21 protein-coding genes and 1 tRNA gene are annotated in these 21,084 nt (G+C 30.3%); 15 read left to right on the top strand and 7 right to left on the bottom strand.

Translation table 11 applies throughout. The features are described 5' to 3' along the window. The first annotated feature begins 57 nt into the window (after positions 1–57). From pal to ACTT9C_RS06155, 8 genes are all read left to right on the top strand, one after another. Entirely contained in the window at positions 58–537 is a 480-nt protein-coding gene (gene pal, locus ACTT9C_RS06190; protein WP_440923623.1) for a peptidoglycan-associated lipoprotein Pal, read from the top strand. Positions 538–623: 86 nt separating this feature from the next. Further along, entirely contained in the window at positions 624–1,613 is a 990-nt protein-coding gene (gene ybgF / locus ACTT9C_RS06185) for a tol-pal system protein YbgF (protein WP_440923622.1), read from the top strand. Continuing rightward, entirely contained in the window at positions 1,573–2,601 is a 1,029-nt protein-coding gene (tilS, locus tag ACTT9C_RS06180) for a tRNA lysidine(34) synthetase TilS (RefSeq protein WP_440923621.1), read from the top strand. The genes ybgF and tilS overlap by 41 nt, the downstream gene beginning before the upstream one ends. Before the next feature lie 42 nt (positions 2,602–2,643). Next, positions 2,644–4,545, top strand: a complete 1,902-nt coding sequence (ftsH, locus tag ACTT9C_RS06175) for an ATP-dependent zinc metalloprotease FtsH (RefSeq protein ID WP_440923620.1) — start codon at positions 2,644–2,646, stop codon at positions 4,543–4,545. 5 nt (positions 4,546–4,550) lie between these two features. Then, on the top strand, positions 4,551–5,606 hold the full coding sequence (gene folP, locus ACTT9C_RS06170) for a dihydropteroate synthase (RefSeq protein WP_440923619.1): 1,056 nt from the start codon (positions 4,551–4,553) through the stop codon (positions 5,604–5,606). Then, the gene (glmM, locus tag ACTT9C_RS06165; RefSeq protein ID WP_440923618.1) at positions 5,606–6,937 is read left to right on the top strand and encodes a phosphoglucosamine mutase; all 1,332 of its coding nucleotides are present in this window, start codon (positions 5,606–5,608) and stop codon (positions 6,935–6,937) included. Before folP ends, glmM begins: the two co-directional genes overlap by 1 nt. Before the next feature lies 1 nt (position 6,938). Next, positions 6,939–7,751 carry a bifunctional hydroxymethylpyrimidine kinase/phosphomethylpyrimidine kinase gene (gene thiD / locus ACTT9C_RS06160; RefSeq protein WP_440923617.1) on the top strand — a complete coding sequence of 271 codons (813 nt, stop codon included), beginning with the start codon at positions 6,939–6,941 and terminating at the stop codon, positions 7,749–7,751. Continuing rightward, the gene (locus ACTT9C_RS06155) at positions 7,751–9,043 is read left to right on the top strand and encodes an adenylosuccinate synthase (protein ID WP_440923616.1); all 1,293 of its coding nucleotides are present in this window, start codon (positions 7,751–7,753) and stop codon (positions 9,041–9,043) included. Before thiD ends, ACTT9C_RS06155 begins: the two co-directional genes overlap by 1 nt. Here the strand turns inward: ACTT9C_RS06155 and rpoH are convergent. Then, the gene (gene rpoH, locus ACTT9C_RS06150; RefSeq protein ID WP_440923615.1) at positions 9,040–9,921 is read right to left on the bottom strand and encodes an RNA polymerase sigma factor RpoH; all 882 of its coding nucleotides are present in this window, start codon (positions 9,919–9,921) and stop codon (positions 9,040–9,042) included. The genes ACTT9C_RS06155 and rpoH overlap by 4 nt on opposite strands. Before the next feature lie 52 nt (positions 9,922–9,973). Further along, on the bottom strand, positions 9,974–10,954 hold the full coding sequence (locus ACTT9C_RS06145) for an RluA family pseudouridine synthase (protein ID WP_440923614.1): 981 nt from the start codon (positions 10,952–10,954) through the stop codon (positions 9,974–9,976). A gap of 23 nt (positions 10,955–10,977) precedes the next feature. Here ACTT9C_RS06145 and ACTT9C_RS06140 point away from each other — a divergent pair. Beyond that, positions 10,978–11,054: transfer RNA gene (locus tag ACTT9C_RS06140), tRNA-Arg, on the top strand. Between the two features lies 1 nt (position 11,055). Here the strand turns inward: ACTT9C_RS06140 and ACTT9C_RS06135 are convergent. From ACTT9C_RS06135 to ACTT9C_RS06125, 3 genes are read right to left on the bottom strand one after another with little or no spacing between them, the layout of a single operon-like run. Continuing rightward, entirely contained in the window at positions 11,056–11,847 is a 792-nt protein-coding gene (locus ACTT9C_RS06135) for an ABC transporter permease (RefSeq protein WP_440923613.1), read from the bottom strand. Next, a complete protein-coding gene (locus ACTT9C_RS06130; protein WP_440923612.1) occupies positions 11,844–12,572 on the bottom strand; it encodes an ABC transporter ATP-binding protein in 729 nt (242 codons plus the stop codon). Before ACTT9C_RS06130 ends, ACTT9C_RS06135 begins: the two co-directional genes overlap by 4 nt. Continuing rightward, positions 12,572–13,504: an L-threonylcarbamoyladenylate synthase gene (locus ACTT9C_RS06125; RefSeq protein ID WP_440923611.1), complete on the bottom strand. Its 933-nt coding sequence runs from the start codon at positions 13,502–13,504 to the stop codon at positions 12,572–12,574. The genes ACTT9C_RS06130 and ACTT9C_RS06125 overlap by 1 nt, the downstream gene beginning before the upstream one ends. A 20-nt stretch (positions 13,505–13,524) precedes the next feature. Between ACTT9C_RS06125 and ACTT9C_RS06120 the strand changes: the two genes are divergently transcribed. From ACTT9C_RS06120 to dxs, 3 genes are read left to right on the top strand one after another with little or no spacing between them, the layout of a single operon-like run. Beyond that, the gene (locus ACTT9C_RS06120; protein ID WP_440923610.1) at positions 13,525–13,761 is read left to right on the top strand and encodes an exonuclease VII small subunit; all 237 of its coding nucleotides are present in this window, start codon (positions 13,525–13,527) and stop codon (positions 13,759–13,761) included. Next, a complete protein-coding gene (locus ACTT9C_RS06115; RefSeq protein ID WP_440923609.1) occupies positions 13,761–14,633 on the top strand; it encodes a polyprenyl synthetase family protein in 873 nt (290 codons plus the stop codon). The genes ACTT9C_RS06120 and ACTT9C_RS06115 overlap by 1 nt, the downstream gene beginning before the upstream one ends. Further along, positions 14,630–16,543 (top strand): 1-deoxy-D-xylulose-5-phosphate synthase, encoded by a 1,914-nt coding sequence (gene dxs / locus ACTT9C_RS06110; RefSeq protein WP_440923608.1) that lies wholly within the window; start codon positions 14,630–14,632, stop codon positions 16,541–16,543. The genes ACTT9C_RS06115 and dxs overlap by 4 nt, the downstream gene beginning before the upstream one ends. Here the strand turns inward: dxs and aroC are convergent. Beyond that, positions 16,540–17,622, bottom strand: coding sequence for a chorismate synthase (aroC, locus tag ACTT9C_RS06105; protein WP_440923607.1), 1,083 nt, complete (start codon positions 17,620–17,622; stop codon positions 16,540–16,542). The genes dxs and aroC overlap by 4 nt on opposite strands. Before the next feature lie 33 nt (positions 17,623–17,655). On the opposite strand from aroC, the gene pdxH reads away from it, so the two are divergent. Further along, complete coding sequence (gene pdxH / locus ACTT9C_RS06100; protein WP_440923606.1) at positions 17,656–18,282, top strand: pyridoxamine 5'-phosphate oxidase; 627 nt, start codon at positions 17,656–17,658, stop codon at positions 18,280–18,282. Here the strand turns inward: pdxH and ACTT9C_RS06095 are convergent. Next, positions 18,279–19,292, bottom strand: a complete 1,014-nt coding sequence (locus tag ACTT9C_RS06095) for a polyprenyl synthetase family protein (RefSeq protein ID WP_440923605.1) — start codon at positions 19,290–19,292, stop codon at positions 18,279–18,281. The genes pdxH and ACTT9C_RS06095 overlap by 4 nt on opposite strands. Positions 19,293–19,405: 113 nt before the next feature. On the opposite strand from ACTT9C_RS06095, the gene ACTT9C_RS06090 reads away from it, so the two are divergent. Further along, positions 19,406–20,212 carry a S49 family peptidase gene (locus ACTT9C_RS06090; protein ID WP_440923604.1) on the top strand — a complete coding sequence of 269 codons (807 nt, stop codon included), beginning with the start codon at positions 19,406–19,408 and terminating at the stop codon, positions 20,210–20,212. Then, a complete protein-coding gene (locus ACTT9C_RS06085; protein WP_440923603.1) occupies positions 20,202–21,083 on the top strand; it encodes a glycine--tRNA ligase subunit alpha in 882 nt (293 codons plus the stop codon). Before ACTT9C_RS06090 ends, ACTT9C_RS06085 begins: the two co-directional genes overlap by 11 nt. Position 21,084 lies beyond the last annotated feature (1 nt).

Below are 21,084 nucleotides of genomic sequence, written 5' to 3'. Positions count from 1 at the left end.
AAGATCTAATTAGTTGTGAAAAACTAAGATTAAAGAAATATTGATCAAGGAGTAATAATGAAATTAAGCAAAATTCTAAAAAACGGATTTTTAATAGTAGTTGCGTGTTTAGCACTTTCTGCATGTGCTACATCAAAAAAATCTACAGGGCAAATGCAAGGTGATGTTTATACTGGAACAGATACAGTTGAGTACTTAGCCTCAGGTGTTCCTGATAGGGTATTTTTTGCAACTAACGAGTCAGTTCTAACTACAGCTTCAAGAGAAACTCTTAGAAAGCAAGCTGCATGGTTAAGAAAAAATTCTAAAATTACAATTGTTTTAGAAGGACATGCTGATGAAAGAGGAACAAGAGAATATAATTTAGCATTAGGTGAGAGAAGAGCTAATGCAGCTAAAGATTATTTAATGACTTACGGAATATCTTCTGACAGAATTTCAGTTTTAAGTTATGGTAAAGAAAGACCTGTAGACTCTGGGTCTAACCCATTAGCTTGGTCAAAAAATAGAAGATCTGTGACCGTTAAAGCAAATTAAATATTCAATTAATATTTAAGACCTCTTAAATTATAATGATTTAAGAGGTCTTTTTTTTGCCATTATTTTAGACATAACCTAATTGAATGAAATACTTTAAAGAATTATTAAAATTCAAAATTTTTTTTTTATTTAATTTTTTAGTTTGTTTCCCCTCTTTCGCTGACAATCATAATATATACGATACCCTAGAGCTGATTAAAAAAGATTTAAAAACTCTTGAAAAAGCTGTTTATTCAAATTCAAGCGAATTCAATAACACCAATTCAGCTTTATCAAACGTTGATAATAACTCTGAGGATGTACTTACAAGACATTTGTTGAAATTATCTGAAATTGAAAATCAGTTTCAGGAACTCACTAATAAATTTGAAGAAATAAATTTTAAGCTAGATAAGTTATCAAATAGACTTTCTAAAGTTCAATCAGATAATCAACTTAGATTTCAAGATTTAGAAACCGCTTTATCAAATGGTGAAACTATAAATTTGACCTCAAAAAAAAGTTCAGAAACAGATACAGAAATTTTACCAGGCTCATCTCAACCACAAGATTTAGGTTCAATATCTTATAAAGATAATTCTACAAGCGATACAACTCAAAAAATACAATCAGTTGAAACGACAGCAACAATCGTTACTGAGACATTTCAAGCAGAAGAAAAAATTTTACCAGATGTTCCAGCGCCTGAGCAATATGAATTTGCGACGAGTTTCTTAAAAGTTGGAGATTACCCTACTGCTGAAAGAGCATTTAGAGAATTTGTAATTTCTAATCCTGATCATAAATTGGCAGGTAACGCACAATATTGGTATGCTGAAACATTTAGAATAAGACAATTATATACTGATGCTGCTTCAGCTTATTTAGAAGGTTATCAAAAATACCCTAAAGGAGAAAAAGCTCCTATTAATTTATTAAAGCTGGGTGTATCAATGATACAGATTGGAGAAAAAGATCAAGGCTGTAAAATGATAAGTGGTGTTGAAAAACAATATCCAGACGCAAACCAGTCTGTTATTCAAAAAGCAAAGTATGAGTCTCAAAAATTTGAGTGTAAGAAAAAAAATTCCTAAAATCTATAAATCAAAACTTTTAAATCAAAAAGTAAATAAAATTTTTAAAAAATTTGAAAGGTCATTCAAAATAGATACTAATTTTATAGTTGCAGTATCTGGAGGACCAGATAGTTTGGCTTTAGCCTTTTTAACAAAAATATACTCTTTAAAAAAGAACCTAAATCCAAAGTATTTTATTGTAGATCATAAGCTTAGAAAAGAGTCTACTTATGAGGCTCATAAAGTAAAAGGAATTCTTAAATTTTTAAATATCAATTCTCAAGTTCTTACTTGGAAGGGGAAAAAACCTATGAGCAATATCCAATCCTTAGCCAGGAGTAAAAGATATGAGCTTTTATTTTCTAAATGCAAAAAACTTAAAATTAATAACCTAATTTTAGGTCATCACATGGACGATTTAATTGAAAACTTTTTTCTAAGAATGGCTAGAGGGAGTGGTCTAAAAGGACTTGTGTCACTTGGGACAAACACTCAAATAAAAAATATAAATTTAATTAGACCTTTGATAAAATTTGACAAAAAAGATTTAATATTTTTATCGAAATTTATATTTAATTTCTACGTGGATGATCCAACCAATGATGATATTAAATTCAATAGAATTAGAATAAGAAACTTAATTAAGGAATTTGATGGTTTTGGCCTTGATAAGAAAAAATTTCAATTAACAATAGAAAATTTAAAAAAGTCGGACCAATCAATAAAGTTTTATGTTGAAAAGAATAAGAGAGTGAACTCGATTTTTAACTATGAAAAAAATCAACTTATATTAAAAGAAAATTTTTTTGACAATTCACACGAGATCATTTTTAGATCTTTGTCTGATTTAATTCATTTAGTTGGAAAAAAGCCTAATTTTGTGAGAGGTAAAAAAATAGAGAATATTTTGAATAAAATTAAAGAGCGAAACCTAAGAAAAGAAACATTAGGAGGATGCGTCATTAAGATGGTAAATCATACTGTGATTTTGACAAAAGAAGGCTAAAAATAGGCTTGTTTAATTAATAATAATTCTTATCTTATAGCCATGAATCTTAAAAACTTAGCAATGTGGGCAATAATCGTTTTTTTAACGATTGGTCTTTACAATATGTTTAAGAATCCTCAATCAAACATTAGAAGTTCTAATGAGGTAATTTTCTCAGAATTTTTGGAGTCTGTAGAAGAAGGAGAGGTATTAAAAGTTGAGATTCAAGGAAACAACATAAATGGTGTGTATGCTAATGGTAAAAGCTTTAAAACTTATTCACCAAATGATCCTAATTTAATAGAAAAACTCTCTGAGAAGGGTGTGAGTATATCCGCGGCACCTATAGAAGAAAAGATGCCTTCATTATTTGGTGTCCTACTTTCATGGTTTCCAATGTTATTGTTAATAGCAGTTTGGATTTTCTTTATGAGACAAATGCAAGGTGGAAAAGGTGGAGCGATGGGCTTTGGAAGATCTAAAGCAAAAATGATGAATGAAATGAAAGGCAAAGTGACCTTTAATGATGTTGCTGGAGTAGAAGAAGCAAAAGAGGAAGTCGAAGAAATTGTTGAGTTTTTGAAAGATCCAAAAAAATTTAGTAGGTTAGGTGGAAAAATACCTAGAGGTGCACTTCTTGTCGGTCCGCCAGGTACAGGTAAAACTTTACTAGCTAGAGCGATTGCTGGTGAAGCAGGCGTTCCTTTCTTTACTATATCTGGATCAGATTTCGTAGAAATGTTCGTTGGCGTGGGAGCTTCAAGGGTGAGAGATATGTTCGAGCAAGGAAAAAAAAATTCGCCTTGTATAATTTTTATTGATGAAATTGACGCTGTAGGAAGAAGTCGAGGCGCAGGTCTAGGTGGAGGTAATGATGAGAGAGAACAAACCCTTAATCAGCTTCTTGTTGAGATGGATGGTTTCGACACTAATGAAGGTGTCATTATAATTGCAGCAACAAACAGGCCTGATGTTCTTGATCCTGCATTATTAAGACCTGGTAGATTTGATAGACAAGTTGTAGTTTCTAATCCAGATATAATTGGAAGAGAAAAAATCCTTAAAGTGCATGTTAAAAAGATCAAGATGGCTCCTGATGTAAATTTGAGAACTATAGCAAGAGGAACTCCTGGATTTTCAGGTGCTGATCTTGCTAATTTAGTTAATGAGTCGGCATTATTAGCAGCTAGAAAAAATAAAAGAATTGTTACTTTAAATGAATTTGAAGAAGCAAAGGATAAAGTAATGATGGGAGCTGAGAGACGATCAATGGTTATGACTGAGGATGAGAAGAAATTAACAGCATATCATGAGGGTGGACACGCTTTAGTTTCTTTTAATATGCCTAGCTACGATCCAATACATAAAGCAACAATTATACCAAGAGGTCGAGCTTTAGGAATGGTAATGAATTTACCTGAAAGAGACAAACATGGTCATTCAATCAAATACTTGAAAGCAAGATTAGCAGTCTGTTTTGGAGGAAGAGTGGCAGAGGAAGTAATTTTCGGAAAAGATAATATTTCAACGGGTGCAGGTGGAGGAAGTGGTTCAGATATAAATCAAGCAACTCAACTTGCAAGAGCCATGGTCACAAAATACGGCATGAGTGAAGAAATGGGTCCAGTTGAGTATGGTGAAAATCAAGAGGAAGTTTTCCTAGGAAGATCTGTGACTCAAACACAATCAGTTTCTGAGGAAGTAGCTCAAAAGATTGATAAAGAAATCAGAAAATTAGTTGATGAGGGCTATAACAAAGCTAAAGAAATTTTAACCGAAAAAATTGATGATTTGCATAAAATTGCAAAAGCTCTCATGACATATGAAACATTAACAGGTGAAGAAATCGAAAATATAATTACTAAAAATATATACCCTGCTGATAAACAAGATCTAAAAGTCGATGATGATAAGAGCTCAGCTTTAGGTGCAATGGGACTTAAACCTAAAATTGTTCATTAATCTTAATGTCTAGACATTACACAAGATTGTGTAATTTCTACTATGGAAATAACTCAAAAAAATTAGTTAAAAGAAATAAAGCTATACCACTTAACGGAATAAAAGAAATTTCATTTGATCAAATAGAGATATTAACAAGAAATTCAAAAAAAAAGATATTTGTTAATCAAATAAAATATTTGCCTAAATTAATTAGGAAAAAAATAAATTCCGATTTAAAAAAAATTAAATCAAAAAAAAAAAATTTTTCAAGTTTAAATTTTGCAAAGATACCTAATATAATGGGTGTATTAAATTTAACACCTGATAGCTTTTCAGACGGCGGAAAATTTAATTCAAAAAAAAAAGGAATTAATCACGCGATTAATTTACTCAACTGTGGCGCCAATTTGATTGATATTGGTGGTGAGTCAACACGGCCAGGATCAAAAGTGATTAGAGAAAATTTAGAATGGCAAAGAATTGAAAAAATTTTAAATTCATTAATTAAGAAAAAAATACCAATTTCCTTAGATACCAGAAAGTCTAAAATTATGAGCAAAGGAATAAATTTAGGAGTAAAATTAATTAATGATGTCTCAGGATTAGAATTTGACAATCAAACTTTAAATATATTAAAGAAATATAAAGTACCATTTGTAATTCAGCATTCACAAGGAACTCCCGAAAATATGCAAAAAAATCCTAGATATAAAAATGAGTTGCTAGATATATATGATTTTTTTGAAAAAAAAATAAAACTTCTAAGATTGAAAGGTATTAAGCATAATAAAATTATTCTAGATCCCGGCATAGGTTTTGGAAAAAATTTGAAACATAATATGAGTTTGATACGCAATATTTCTATTTTCCATTCTCTTGGTTTTCCTATACTTGTAGGTAACTCAAGAAAAAGATTTATTAAGGAGATATCTGGAAAAAATGATAGTAAATTCAGAAATGGGGGAACAATAGCTTCATCAATATATCTTATGATGCAAGGTGTTCAAATTTTAAGAATTCACGATGTTAATGAAACAATACAAGGCTTAAAGATCTTTAAGAATATAATAAATAATTAATGACAAAAAAATATTTTGGTACCGATGGTATTAGGGGAGCTATTAATAGTGAAAATATTAATGGAGACATGTTTTTTAAATTTGGCTTAGCTAGTGGAACATATTTTAAATCTCAAAAAAAAAGAAAACAAACCGCAATAATTGCAAAAGATACTAGATTATCTGGATACACTTTAGAACCAGCACTTGTATCAGGACTAGCATCAGCAGGTATGCATGTATATACTTTGGGACCATTACCCACTAATGGTTTAGCGATGCTCACAAAAGCTATGAGAGCAAATATGGGAATTATGATTACAGCTTCTCATAATCCTCACAATGATAATGGATTAAAACTATTTGGACCTGATGGTATGAAACTATCAGATAAAATAGAAAAAAAAATTGAGAGTTTAATAGATAAAAAGATCATCAAAAATCTCTCTAAGCCAGAAAAATTAGGTAGAGTAAAAAGATTAGAGACAGGTACAAATGATTACATCAAAATATTAAAAAAAAATTTTACCAAAGAATTCAATTTAAGAGGACTTAGAATTGTAATTGATTGTGCAAATGGAGCAGGGTACAAAGCTGGACCAGAATTATTAAAATCTTTGGGAGCAAAGGTGATTGCAATAGGAGTTAATCCTAATGGATTAAATATTAACAAAAACTGTGGTTCCACATTTCCTGAAAAAATAAAATCTGCAGTTAAAAAGTATAAGGCCCACATGGGTATTTCACTAGATGGTGATGCAGATAGGATAATTATGTGTGACGAAAAAAGTAATATTATAGATGGTGACCAAATTATTGCTGCGTTAGCAACAAGGTGGAAAAATAAAAAGATGTTAAAAGGCGGGGTTGTTGGAACATTAATGTCAAATTATGGCCTTGAAAAGTATTTCAAAAAAAAAAGAATAAAATTTATACGTGCTAATGTTGGTGATAGATACGTAAAAGAGGTAATGCAAAAAAATAAGTTTAATTTAGGTGGAGAACAATCAGGACATATTATTCTAGGTAAATTTGCAACTACAGGAGATGGCTTACTTGTAGCACTGGAGTCTTTATTTGCTCTTAGAAAAGGAAAAAGAGCCAGCGAATTTTTTGAAAAATTTAAGAAAACCCCACAATTACTTAAAAATATTGAAGTAAAAAATAAAAATATAATCAACAAGCCTGAAATTAAAAAATCTATTAGACTAGCTTCAAAATTAATAAAAGGTAGTGGCAGAATTCTTGTAAGAAAATCGGGAACAGAATCAAAAATAAGAATTATGGGAGAAAGTGAAAATAAAAGACTTCTTGTAAAATGTGTTAATATTATTTTGAAAAAAATTAGATAATTTGAAAATAAAATCAAAAATTTTAATCATAGCAGGATCTGACTCATCAGGTGGTGCAGGCATTCAAGCAGACATTAAAACTGCTACTAGTCTAGGTGTGTATTCTATGACAGCAGTAACTGCAGTCACAGTCCAAAATACAAAAAGTGTGAAATCAGTAATACCTATTCCACCAAATGAAATTTATAATCAAATAATTCATACAATTAAAGATATAAGGCCCAATGCTATAAAAATTGGAATGCTTCATTCTACAAGAGTAATAGATAAGGTATTAAGATCACTGAACGAAATAAAAGTTAAAAAGATTATCTTAGACCCAGTAATGATTGCTAAAGGTGGTTCAAAGCTCATCACAGACTCCGCTGTACAATTAATGAAAAAAAAATTATTAAATAAAGTATCTTTAATTACACCTAATATTCCTGAAGCTGAAATCCTAACTGGCATTAAAATAAAAAATAAAAATGATATGATTCTTGCTGCAAATGAATTCATAAAAATGGGTACACCAAATGTATTAGTGAAAGGAGGTCATTTAAAATCAAAAAAGGTACACGATATATTTGTTAACAAAAAAGAGATTAAAGTATTTTCAAATAGAAGATTTAACACTAAAAATACTCATGGCACAGGTTGTACACTATCAACTGCGATCACTTCTTTTTTTTCATGTGGAAAAACTCTAAAGAGATCTTGTGAGTTAGGAGTTAAATATGTAAATTCTGCTATATTAACAAACCCTAAAATTGGTACAGGTCATGGTCCGATAAATCATTTAAATTCTATTGAGTTAAAAAAAATATATAAATAATGAAAAATGTTGCAGTAGTTGGTTCACAGTGGGGAGATGAAGGAAAAGGAAAAATTGTGGATTGGCTATCAGAACAAGCTGATGTTGTAATTAGATTTCAAGGTGGTCATAATGCTGGACATACCTTAGTTATAGATGGAGTAACTTACAAACTTCGATTGCTTCCTTCAGGAATAGTCAGAAAAAATAAAGTTTCTATTATTGGAAATGGTGTTGTTGTCGACCCTTGGGCATTATTGGATGAAATTAAAGAAATTGGAGAAAAGGGTGTAGATGTAAATTCAGAAAATTTCATGATTTCTGAGGCTGCAAATCTAATTTTACCATTTCACCGAGAAATGGATGAAATAAGAGAAGATGCAGCAGGTAAAAGCAAAATTGGAACGACAAGAAGAGGTATTGGACCTGCTTATGAAGATAAAGTTGGAAGACGTTCAATTCGAGTAATGGATCTTAGATCAGAAAAAAATTTGAACCAACGATTAGAAACAGTTTTATTACATCATAACGCTATTAGAAAAGGTTTAGGTAAAAAGATATTTGAGAAAAATCAGCTTAAAGATGATCTTTTAAAAATCGCTCCTGAAATTCTTAAATTTTCAGCACCAGTATGGCTTAAGATTGATCAATTTAAGAAACAAAAGAAAAAAATATTATTTGAGGGTGCACAAGGAATTCTACTAGACGTTGACCATGGAACATATCCTTTTGTAACTTCTTCCAATACTGTGGCCTCAAGTGCTGCAACAGGAACCGGATGTGGGCCTAACTCAATTCATTATGTATTAGGAATAACCAAAGCTTACACGACAAGAGTAGGTGAAGGACCTTTTCCAACAGAGTTGGTAGATAAAATAGGTGAGTTATTAGGTACAAGAGGCAAAGAATTTGGAACCGTTACAAGTCGAAAAAGAAGATGTGGATGGTTTGATGGTGTTTTGGTGAGACAGACAATAAAAATTTCTGGAATTGATGGAATTGCACTCACAAAACTAGATGTTTTGGATGAACTAGATGAAATTAAGATGTGTGTCGAATATGATCTTAATGGAAAAAAAATAGACTACCTTCCAGCAGCAGTTGAAGATCAACTTAAAATTAAACCTATATATAAGACTTTTGATGGATGGAAAACTTCAACCAATGGGGTCAAAAATATTAACGACCTACCAGAGAATGCAAAAAAATATCTATTTGCAATTGAAGACTTTATTGGAGCAAAAATATCAAGTATATCAACTAGTCCTGAACGGGATGACACAATCTTAGTTGAAAATCCTTTTGAGATTTAATTTACAGGTAAAAGATTTTTTGATTTAGCAAGCAAAAGCATGTGCTTTTGTAGTTTCTCAAATGCTTTATTTTCAATTTGTCTTACTCTTTCACGACTAATCTTATATTTTTTGCTTAAATCCTCTAAAGTAGTTGGATCATCACTCAATCTTCTTGAATATAATATTTCCTTTTCTCTATCATTCAAAACTTTAATTGAATCTTTTAATAGATCTTTTCTTTGTTTCATTTCCTCTTGATGAGCAAACTTAAGATCGTGATCTAATTCTTTATCTACTAACCAATCTTGCCATTCATCACCATCCTCACCGACTTGGGCATTAAGAGAAAATTCTTTTCCAGATAGCCTACGATTCATTGAGACAACCTCTTCTTTACTCACATCTAATTTTTCAGCGATTTCGTTTACATGCTCATTTCTTAAATCACCTTCAGCCTGTGGTGCAATTTGATTTTTTAATTTTTTAAGATTAAAAAATAATTTTTTTTGTGCAGTAGTTGTACCAATTTTTACTAAGCTCCAAGATTTTAAGATATATTCTTGAATAGAAGCTTTTATCCACCACATCGCATAAGTTGCTAATCTAAAACCTTTTTCTGGCTCAAATTTTTTGACAGCTTGCATCAGTCCAATATTGCCCTCAGAGATCATCTCGTTAATTGGGAGACCATAACCTTTATAACCCATTGCAATTTTCGCCACTAATCTCAAATGACTTGTTACAAGTTTTTCTGCTGACTTAATATTTCCTGTCGTTTTCCAATTTTTAGCGAGCATGTACTCCTCTTCTGCATCAAGCATTGGAAATTTTTTTATTTGCTCTAGATATGCAGACAGGCCACCTTCATTACTTAAAATGGGTAGATTGTTATTCATAGTTGTGCTCATAGACAGTTTATCTAATTAATATTAAAAATTTTTCAATGTTTTATTTACCTATATTTCTTAGTGTTTTTAGTATTATTTCAAGCTCATTCGGTAAAATTGAATTAAAAATCATCTGCTTATTTTTTCTTGGATGTATAAAGCCCAATGTTTTAGCGTGCAAAAATTGTCTGTTTAATTTTGTTAAAATTTTTTCTAATGATGGTTCAATATCTTTAAGTTTTTTAAACTTTTTTTTATATTTATCATCGCCAACTATACTGTTACCTAAATAATTCATGTGAACTCTTATTTGATGAGTTCGGCCTGTTTCTAATTTACACTCCAATAAACTAAAAGTTGGAATATTTTTATTTTCAAAAATTTCTAAAGTTTTGTAATTTGTAATTGCTTTTTTTCCTTTACTTTTACTAACCTCCATCATTTGTCTATTTTTTGAGCTTCTTGTAATAAAGGTTTCTATTTTACCTTTAGATGGTCTAATTTTACCCCAGATTAATAATTGGTAAACTCTTTGGATGGTATGTTGATTAAACTGATTAGAGAGGTGTTCGTGAGTTTGATTATTTTTTGCGATAACAATTAACCCAGATGTATTTTTATCAATTCTATGTACTATTCCAGGTCTTAGTTCACCTCCTATGTTAGAAAAAGAATTTTTACTATAATTCATAAGTGCATTTACGATTGTGTTATCAAAATTACCCGCACCAGGATGTATTACTATTCCAGACGGTTTATTTAAAACAATTAAATCTTTATCCTCAAATATTATATCTAAATTAAACTCATAAGGTTTCAAGGAAGCTTTTTTTGGTTCAGGTATGACCAATTTTATTTCATCATTAAAAAAAATTTTTTTCGATGGATCATTTATTACCTTATTATTTATTCTTAACTTGTTATCTAAAATAAGATTTTTTATTCTTGTTCGACTGATAATATCCTCTCTCTTTTTAATGAAAATATCAACACGGAGTTCATTTTCGGTCTTATCAACTGTCAAATTTATTTTTTTTTCCATAAAATGATATATTAATATGATATGCGCTTGTAGCTCAACTGGATAGAGCGCCTGACTTCGGATCAGGAGGTTCTGGGTTCGACTCCTAGCAGGCGCACCAATTATTCACCCATATTTATTAAAGTCCCTTTTACTCTCGCTCTTAAAAAAGATAGATAAAACAGTCCTATTCCAAAAATTAAATAAACTAAATTTAATAAATAAGCTTGTTTTATATTTTCGTAATCTACAAGACCATTTATTAAAATATTTCTGGTTTCATCAAAAATGTAAACTAATGGTAAGCCTTTTGCAATTACTTGGAAAAATTCAGGAAGGATTTCTATTGGATAGTAGATACAGCCTAAGGGAGCAAGTAAAAATAATGATGACCAAGCTATATTTTCAAAGGATGGTCCGTATCTCATTAAACCTGAGCTCACAAATAAACCTAGTGTAATCCCAAATATGTACAAACTTAAAAATAATATAAAGAGTGGAAAACCTAATTTTAAAATTGAAACTCCAAATAGTGGAGAAGTTAAAATAATTGCGGGCACTAGACCGATTAATGTCCTTATCAAAGCAGTAAAAATTAAAGATATAATTATTTCTTTCAGCTTCAATGGAGCAATAAATAAATTCGTAAAATTTCTACTCCAGATTTCCTCTAAAAAAAGCATATTAAAGCTTATGCTAGATCTAAAAAGAATGTCGTAAAGAATTGCGCATGTAAGAATTATTCCAAGTGTATTATTGTAATAATCACTATAAATTGAAAAAAATTTAGAAATAAATCCCCAAAGAATAATTTGTATTGTTGGCCAATAAATTAAATCCAAAACTCTTGGTAAAGAACTTTTGATGAGATAAAAATGTCTCAAAAAAAGTCCATACATTTTATTTAGATTCATATTAAATCTCTTGTAAGTTTTAAAAAAACTTCCTCCATATTTCTCCTTCCATGTTTCTTAATTAATTCACCAGGAGTTCCTTGATCAATAATAGATCCTTTATTCATCATTAGAACTGAAGAACATAATCTCTCAACTTCTGCCATGTTATGCGAAGCAAGCAGAATAGAGGTTTTTTTTTCTTTTTGGTATTCCTCTAAAAAACTCCTAACAAAATCTCCTGTTTCAGGATCTAGAGATGCAGTTGGTTCATCAAGAAGAAGAACTGATGGATCATTAATTATTGATTTAGCTAGACTGACCCTATTTTTTTGACCAGAGGAAAGTTCTCCTGTTATTTTATTAATAAATTCATTAAGCCTTAATTTTTCACAAAGATAATCAATTTTAATTCCAAGTTCTTTAACATCATAAAGTCTTCCATAAACCTCAAGATTTTGCTTTACAGTTAATTTTTTTGGTAACTCAATATATGGTGAAATAAAATTTAATTTATTCAATAATTCAACTCTTTGTTTTTCAATTTCAATACCATTTATAAGAACCTTCCCTTTAGTAGGCTTTAGTAATCCTAGTATCATACCTATTGTTGTAGTTTTACCGCATCCGTTAGGTCCAAGAATTCCAATGATTTCATTTTCATTTACTTTAAAAGAAATATCTCGAACAGCTTCTTTTGTGTCATAAGTTTTTGATAAATCAATTATTTCAAGAGGAATAGTCATTAAAATTTTGAAGCCCTTATTAATCTATCATTAATAGTTTTGCCGATTCCTATATTTGGGATTTTGTCTACAGCTATAGATTTGTAATTATCTTTTTTTATCTTTCTCAAAATGGTATACAGATTTTTTGCAGCTTCTTTTAAATTGCCCTTTTTTGATAAAAAATAATAGTTCGTTTTATTAATCTTATTTTTCTTAATTAGTAAAAAAGCCTCATCCTTTTTTATTTTTTTAACATTGAGTCTGATTGGGATTCCAGGTGAATAATGAATTTTTAATTGGCCAGGAGCTGAAATCTTTGAAGGATTTGTATTTATTGAAATTTTCTTCTTTAATATTTTTTGGATATTTCCAACTTCTAAACCACCTAATCTTAAAATTTTTGGTTTTTTTCTTAGATCAATAATTGTAGACTCAACCCCAACTGAAGATCTTCCACCTTCAAGTACATACTTAATTTTTTTTCCAAAATCGTCTATTACATCTGAAGAAGTTACTGCACTAACTCTTGAAGATATATTTGCACTAGGTGCTGCGATAGGAAATTTCAAATATTTCAACAGAATTCTTGCTACTGGATGTTTTGGAAATCTCACAGCAAGAGTATTTTTTTTATTAGTTGCTACTTTTGAAATTTTTGATTTTTTTTTTTGATTTAAGATAAATGTTATTGGCCCAGGACAAAATCTTTTATATAATTTTAAAAAATCAGCGTTTAGATCACAATCATTTTTCAATTTTTTTAAATCATAATAATGAATAATCAGAGGGTTATTCATTGGTCTTTTTTTTAATCTAAATATTTTTTTACACGCTGTATCAGAATATGCATTCCCAGCTATTCCATAAACAGTTTCAGTTGGTATAGCAACACACTCTCTTTTATTTAAGAGATTCCTCGCTTTTTTAATATTTGCAAGATTAATTTTCATGTATTATTTGAGAGTATTATATGAAAGATAAAAATTTACCAAATGATTATAATTCATTATCTCTTGAAGAATTAACCACTGAGGCAAATAAGATGATTGAAGAATTGGAAAATCAAAAGGATTTAGGAAACTCTTTAGATAAGTATCAAGATTTAATTAAACTCAATAATATAATTGAGAAAAAATTTCAAAAAAATACCAAAGAAATAAGTGAGAAAACAAAAGAAAAAATATCCAAGATTAATCAAAAAAAATAATGCAAAGAAAATTAAATAAAATTGCAAAAGATACAAATTTGTTTTTAAGAAGATTTATTGCCAAACAAAAAAAATCAAATTTAATAGTTGCAATGAAATACGGTCTTTTTTCTGGAGGAAAAAAAATAAGATCCAAAATTTTAATTGATGTTGGGTCTCTATTTAAGTTAGATTATAAAACTCTTATCGTTATTGGTGCTGCGGTTGAATGTATTCATGCGTATTCATTAATACATGACGATTTACCATGTATGGATGATGACTCTATAAGAAGAGGCAAACCATCAGCACATGTTAAATTTGGAGAGGCTACTGCAGTTTTAGCTGGAAATTCACTTTTAACAATGGCTTTTGAAATTTTGAGCCATAAAGACTTAAGAATTAGTGAAAAAACTAAAATTGATTTAATAAATAAAATTTCTGAAAGCTCAGGTCATCTTGGAATAGCAGGGGGACAATATTTAGATTTAAATTATGAACGTAAGAAAATTTCTAAAAAAAAGATTGAAGAGATGGAAATTAAAAAAACTGGAAAACTTTTTAGTTTTTGTTGTGCTGCACCATTGATAATTAAGAAAAAAAACAAGAATGATATAAAAAAATTTGAAAATATTGGTGCTGATATAGGTTTGTTATTTCAGGTCGCAGATGATTTGATTGATTATAAAGGAAGTTTGATTGTTGCAGGAAAAAAAACTGGTAAGGATAAAAAAAAAGGAAAAGCAACTCTAATTAGTTTACTAGGATACAAAAATACTATTAAATATGCTAATAATTTAATCTTAAAAATAAAAATTAAATTAAAAAAATATGGATCTAAATCAAGAAATTTGTCAGAAACATTAAATTATATTTTGAATAGAAATAAATGAAAAAAAAATACGAACTATTAGATGAAATTAATTTTCCATCAGATTTAAAAAAATTACCTGAGTCAAAATTACAAAAAGTTGCTGATGAATTAAGAGAGGAAATGATTGATGCTGTCTCGGTGACCGGTGGTCATCTTGGAGCTAGTCTTGGAGTTGTAGAATTAACTGTAGCTTTACATTATATTTTTAATACACCCAATGATAAGTTAATCTGGGATGTGGGTCATCAGTGCTATCCACATAAAATTTTAACCGGAAGAAAAGATAGAATAAGAACTCTTAGACAAGGAAATGGTCTTTCTGGTTTTACAAAAAGATCAGAGAGTGAATACGATCCCTTTGGTGCTGCACACAGCTCAACATCAATTTCATCAGCTTTAGGTATAGCAGAAGCAAACAAACTGTCTAATAAATCAGACAATGTAATTGCAGTAATTGGAGACGGGGCAATCAGTGCAGGAATGGCTTATGAAGCTATGAATAATGCTGGTGCTTCAAAAACTAAGATGATCGTAATTTTAAATGATAATGATATGTCAATCGCTAGACCAGTTGGAGCTATGAGCACTTATTTAGCAAAAATTTTTTCAGGAAAGATTTATTTTAGTCTTAGAGAGACTATTAAATTAATTATGTCAGCTTTTTCAAAAAGATTTAGTGCTAAGGCTGGTAAAGCAGAAGATTTATTAAGATCAGCTGTGACTGGTGGAACCTTGTTTAGTTCACTCGGATTTTATTATATTGGTCCAATTGATGGTCATGATTTGAATTCGTTAATTCCTATTTTAAAGAATGCTAGAGACTCCAAACACGAGGGACCAATTTTAATACACATTAAAACAAAAAAAGGAAAAGGTTATACATTTGCTGAGGAGGCAAAGGATAATTATCATGGAGTATCAAAATTTAATGTTAAAACTGGTGAACAATTAAAAGGAACGAGTAAATTACCCTCATACACAAAGGTTTTTGCTGATACTTTAATTCAACATGCTAAAAAAGATAGTAAAATTGTAGCAATAACTGCAGCTATGCCGGATGGGACTGGACTTAATAATTTTCGTAAAGAATTTCCTGACAGAACTTTTGATGTTGGGATTGCTGAGCAACACGCTGTTACATTTGCTGCAGGTTTAGCTACCGAAAATTTTAAACCCTATGCTGCTATTTACTCTACTTTTCTTCAAAGAGCTTATGATCAAGTAGTTCATGACGTAGCAATTCAAAGTTTACCAGTCAGATTCGCGATTGATAGAGCGGGACTCGTTGGGGCTGATGGACCAACACATGCTGGAAGTTTTGATACAACATATTTAACAACTCTACCAAATTTTATTGTCATGGCAGCAAGTGATGAAGCCGAACTTGTAAGAATGATAAATACCTCAACCGAGATAAACGATAGACCTTGCGCATTTAGGTATCCAAGAGGAACAGGATTAGGTTCAACTCTACCCTCAATAAATGAAAAAATTGAGATAGGGAAATCAAAAATTATCAAAGAGGGAAAAAAATTAGCGATCCTAAATTTTGGAGCAAGATTGAGCGAGACTTTGAAGGCTGCAGAAAATTTATCAAAAAAAGGTGTACCAATAACAGTTGTTGATGCCAGATTTGCAAAACCTTTAGATGAAAATCTCATTTGGCAATTAGCTACAACTCATGAAGCAATCATGACAATTGAAGAGGGTTCAATTGGTGGTTTTGGATCTCATGTGGTAAATTTTTTGACAAAAAAAGGTTTAATGGACACTAATTTAAAATTTAGAGCGTTAACATTACCAGATATTTTTATTGATCAAGATACTCCAGATAAAATGTATAAAGTTGCAAATCTTGACTCAGTTTCAATCGAGGAAAAAGTTTTAGATTTACTAAATTCTAATATAGTTTTGAAAAAACAGAATTAACTACACTGAGCTTTATGTAGAAGATAATGATCTAATAAAACGCAAGATAACATTGCTTCACCCACAGGTACTGCTCTAATACCTACGCAGGGATCATGTCTACCTTTTACTGATATACTTGTATTCTTTCCAAATTTATTGATTGTTTTTCTACTTTTTAAAATTGAAGAAGTTGGCTTTACAGCAAAAGAAACAATTATTTCTTGGCCCGAAGAAATGCCTCCTAGAATTCCTCCAGCGTTATTAGATTTAAATTTTGTTTTCTTTCTTTTTTGAGAAATTTCATCTGAATTTTCCTCACCTGACAATTGTGCTGAGTTCATACCTGAGCCAATATTAACTCCTTTTACAGCATTTATACTCATCATAGCTGATGCTATGTCAGAGTCTAATTTTGAGTATATAGGTGCTCCTAATCCAGCAGGAATACCGTTCGCTCTTACTTCGATTATCGCTCCACATGACGATCCAGCTTTTCTAATACTTAATAAGTATTTTTCCCAAATTTTTAACATTGATTTATCTGGGCAAAAAAATGGATTTTTAGAAATTATTTTATCATCCCATTTATTAGTATCACATCCTAATATTCCAAGTTGGGTTACAGCTCCAGTGATTTTGAATTTTTTTCCTAATTTATTTTCTAAAACTTTTTTTGCCACAGCACCTGCTGCAACTCTTGCAGCTGTTTCTCTTGCAGATGATCTACCACCACCTCTGTAGTCTCTTATTCCATACTTTTTAAAATATGTGAAATCAGCATGTCCTGGTCTAAATTTATCTTTGATATCATTATAATCCTTTGAACGCATATCCTCATTGTAAATTATCAATGATATTGGTGTCCCAGTTGTTTTTCCCTCAAAAACTCCTGAAAGAATTTGAACTTTGTCACTTTCCCTCCTTTGAGTAGTAAACTTTGATTGCCCAGGTTTTCGTTTGTTTAATTCTTTTTGAATATCCGCTTCTTTTAATGGTATTAATGGTGGACACCCATCTATAATACACCCTATAGCTGGACCATGAGATTCCCCCCAAGTTGTAAAACGAAAAGACTTTCCAAAAGTATTAAATGACATTATTTATATTGTATAGATTATTTTGTTAAAATTATGAATCAAAAAAACTCACTTGGGCTTAATAAATGCTTCTTAGATCTTGATAATCCATTTGAACTATTTCAAAGATGGTTTGAGGAGGCTAAAAAAAAAGAAATTAATGATCCTAATGCTTTAGCACTTGGTACAGCAAATAAAGAGGGTATTCCCTCGGTAAGAATGGTTCTGCTTAAAGGTCATAGTGAAAAAGGATTTGTTTTTTATACAAATTTAAACAGTCAGAAAGGTAATGAAATTAAAGAAAACCCGAATGCTACAATGTGCTTTCATTGGAAAAGTTTACTAAGACAAATAAGGATAGTTGGAACATTGAAACAAGTAGATGATCAAACTGCTGATGAATACTATAACTCGAGAGCATATGATAGCAGAATAGGTGCTTGGGCCTCAAAACAAAGTAGTATTCTCCAAAATAGAGATGAACTTTTAGATGCTTTAGAGAATTATAAAAAAAAATATAATGACAAAGATAATGTACCTAGGCCAAGCCATTGGTCTGGCTGGAATTTAACACCTTCCACAATTGAATTTTGGTTAGATGGAGATAACAGAATACATGAAAGATTAAAGTATTCTTTAGATAAAAATGGTAGTTGGACAAAAAGTCTTTTAAGTCCTTAAAAATCTCTAGACAAACTAAATGAAGTTAAATTTTCAAAAATATTTCTTTCATTACAGTCTTTAAATATCGATAATGAGTTTGACGCTAAATTTATGTAATGATTTGCTTTTAGATAACATTCTTTAATAATTTCATATTGTTTGATTAAAGATAATGTATAATTAAAATCATTTTCATCTCTTCTATCTTTTAAAAAAATACCTTTCAGACTTTCCTTTTCTTTAAGATTTGCTTTTTGAAATAATAAGATTATTGGCAGAGTAATTTTCCCTTCATAAAAATCTTTGCCAATTTTTTTTCCAAATAATTTTGACTCAGAATTGTAATCTAAAGTATCATCAGCTATTTGAAAAGTTAATCCCAAATTCCTTCCGTAAAATTCTAAAGCCTCTTTTTCTTTTGATGACACATCTGACAAAATTGCACCAACTTTGGTAGCTGCTGCAAATAATTCAGCAGTTTTCGCAGAAATAATTCTTAAATAAGTTTCCTCCAACATATCTACCTCTCCTCTATGTTGTAATTGAAGAACTTCTCCTTGTGCAATTTTAGAGGAAGTTGAAGATAATAATTTTAAAACCTCAATATTTCCGTCATCTACCATCATTTCAAAACATCTACTAAGTAAATAATCTCCAACTAAAACAGAAGAGTGATTATCCCAAACTTTGTTTAAAGTTCTTCTCCCCCTTCTAATAGATCCATTATCTATTACATCATCATGCATTAAAGTTGCTGAGTGAATAAGTTCTACACAAGCAGCCAAATTAATATCTCTAGTTCCTTTTGCATATCCACATAATTTGGCAGAACCTAAAGTTAGTAAGGCTCTTAATCTCTTTCCGCCTGTATCAAGGTGATAGTTTGTCATTTTCTGAACTAAGTCTACTTTGCTCTCTAATTTAGACTTTATTTTTTCTTCAACTAACATCAATCTATCTTCAACTGAATTTTTTAGTTGAAAATATGAATTATTAATTTTGTTTTTTAATTGTATGACACTTCCCATTAATTAAGCAAATTAGTATAATAGGTTGCTTTTTATACTTATCAATTGACGCACCTGAATCTTCAATTATAAGGTGTCTTTATATTCATAAAAAAATTCTATAAATATTAAAAATGCTCTCTTTTTTTAAAAAGAAAAAAATTATTCCACATATTAAGCTAAGTGGAGTTATTGGGAATGTAGGGAAATTTAAACAAGGTATAGATTTTTCTGGCCAAGAAGACATTATTATAAAAGCTTTTTCTCTAAAAAAAGCACCATGTGTTGCTATAACAATAAACTCTCCTGGAGGTTCTCCTGTTCAATCACATCTAATTTACAGCTTAATTAGACAACAGGCAAAAAAAAATAAAAAAAAAGTAATAGTTTTTGCCGAAGATGTAGCAGCTTCAGGTGGATATCTAATAGCATGTGCTGGAGATGAAATTTATGCAAACTCAAGTTCAATAATAGGCTCGATAGGAGTAATCTACTCTTCTTTTGGTTTCACAGAATTGATAAAAAAAATAGGTGTTGAGAGAAGAGTACATACTGCTGGAAAAAATAAAAGTACGTTAGACCCATTTCTAGATGAAAAAAAGGAAGACATCGAAAGATTAAAAAATATCCAATTAGATTTACATAAAGATTTCATAGAGGTAGTCGAAAAAAGCAGGTCATCAAAACTTAAAAAATCTGAAGTAGAGTTATTTTCAGGTGAATTTTGGTCAGGTAGAAAAGCCAAAGATCTTGGTTTGATAGATGATATAGGAAATGCAAATCAGATATTGAGAGAAAAATTTGGGGAGGATGTTGTTATTAAAAAATTCGAAAAATCAAAAAGTTGGCTTAGTAAAAAATTATCGTCTTCAAATGACCATGTCGATCAATTAGCAAATATATTAGAGGAAAAATCAGTTTGGCAAAAATATGGCCTCTAAAAAGAATAAAAAAAAACCTAAATTTCAAACTTTCCAAGATACAATTATAAATCTTCAAAAGTTTTGGAGTAAAAATGGATGTGTAATTTTACAACCTTATGATATGGAGGTTGGAGCTGGAACATTTCACCCAGCCACTACTTTAAGATCACTTGGGCCCAAGCCATGGAAAGCAGCTTATGTCCAACCTTCACGAAGACCTACCGATGGAAGATATGGAGATAATCCAAATAGACTTCAGCATTATTATCAATTTCAAGTTATAATAAAACCCTCACCACTAAATATTAAAAAACTTTATTTAAATAGTTTGTCAGTAATAGGAATTAATCATAAAGAACACGATATTAGATTTGTTGAAGATGACTGGGAAAGCCCAACTTTAGGTGCCGCAGGTCTTGGATGGGAAGTTTGGTGTGATGGCATGGAAATATCTCAATTTACATATTTTCAACAAATGGCAGGTTTTGAATGTAAACCAGTGTCAGTGGAGATAACCTACGGCCTTGAAAGAATTTGTATGTTTACCCAGCAGAAAAAAAACGTTTATGATTTAGTTTGGAATGGTGAAGGTATTGATTACAGGGAAGTTTTTCATCAATCAGAAAAAGAATTTTCAGCTTATAACTTTGAGCATGCTAATACAGAAAATTTATTTAAAATATTTGATATGCATGAGAGTGAAGCAAAATCATTAGTTGAAAAAAATATATCTTTACCTGCATACGATCAATGTTTGAAAGCTAGTCATATATTTAATGTATTAGATGCTCGTGGAGCAATTAGTGTTGCGCAAAGAGCAGAATATATTGGTCGAATAAGAGAAATCACAAAACAAGCTGCTACAATTTGGGTACAGTCGCAAACATAGA

Origin of the sequence: Candidatus Pelagibacter sp. (assembly GCF_052049575.1) — a bacterium.
Taxonomy (GTDB): Bacteria; Pseudomonadota; Alphaproteobacteria; order Pelagibacterales; family Pelagibacteraceae; genus Pelagibacter.
The sequence above is the reverse complement of the archived record's forward strand: the minus strand, read 5'-3'. Positions and strand labels throughout refer to the sequence as shown.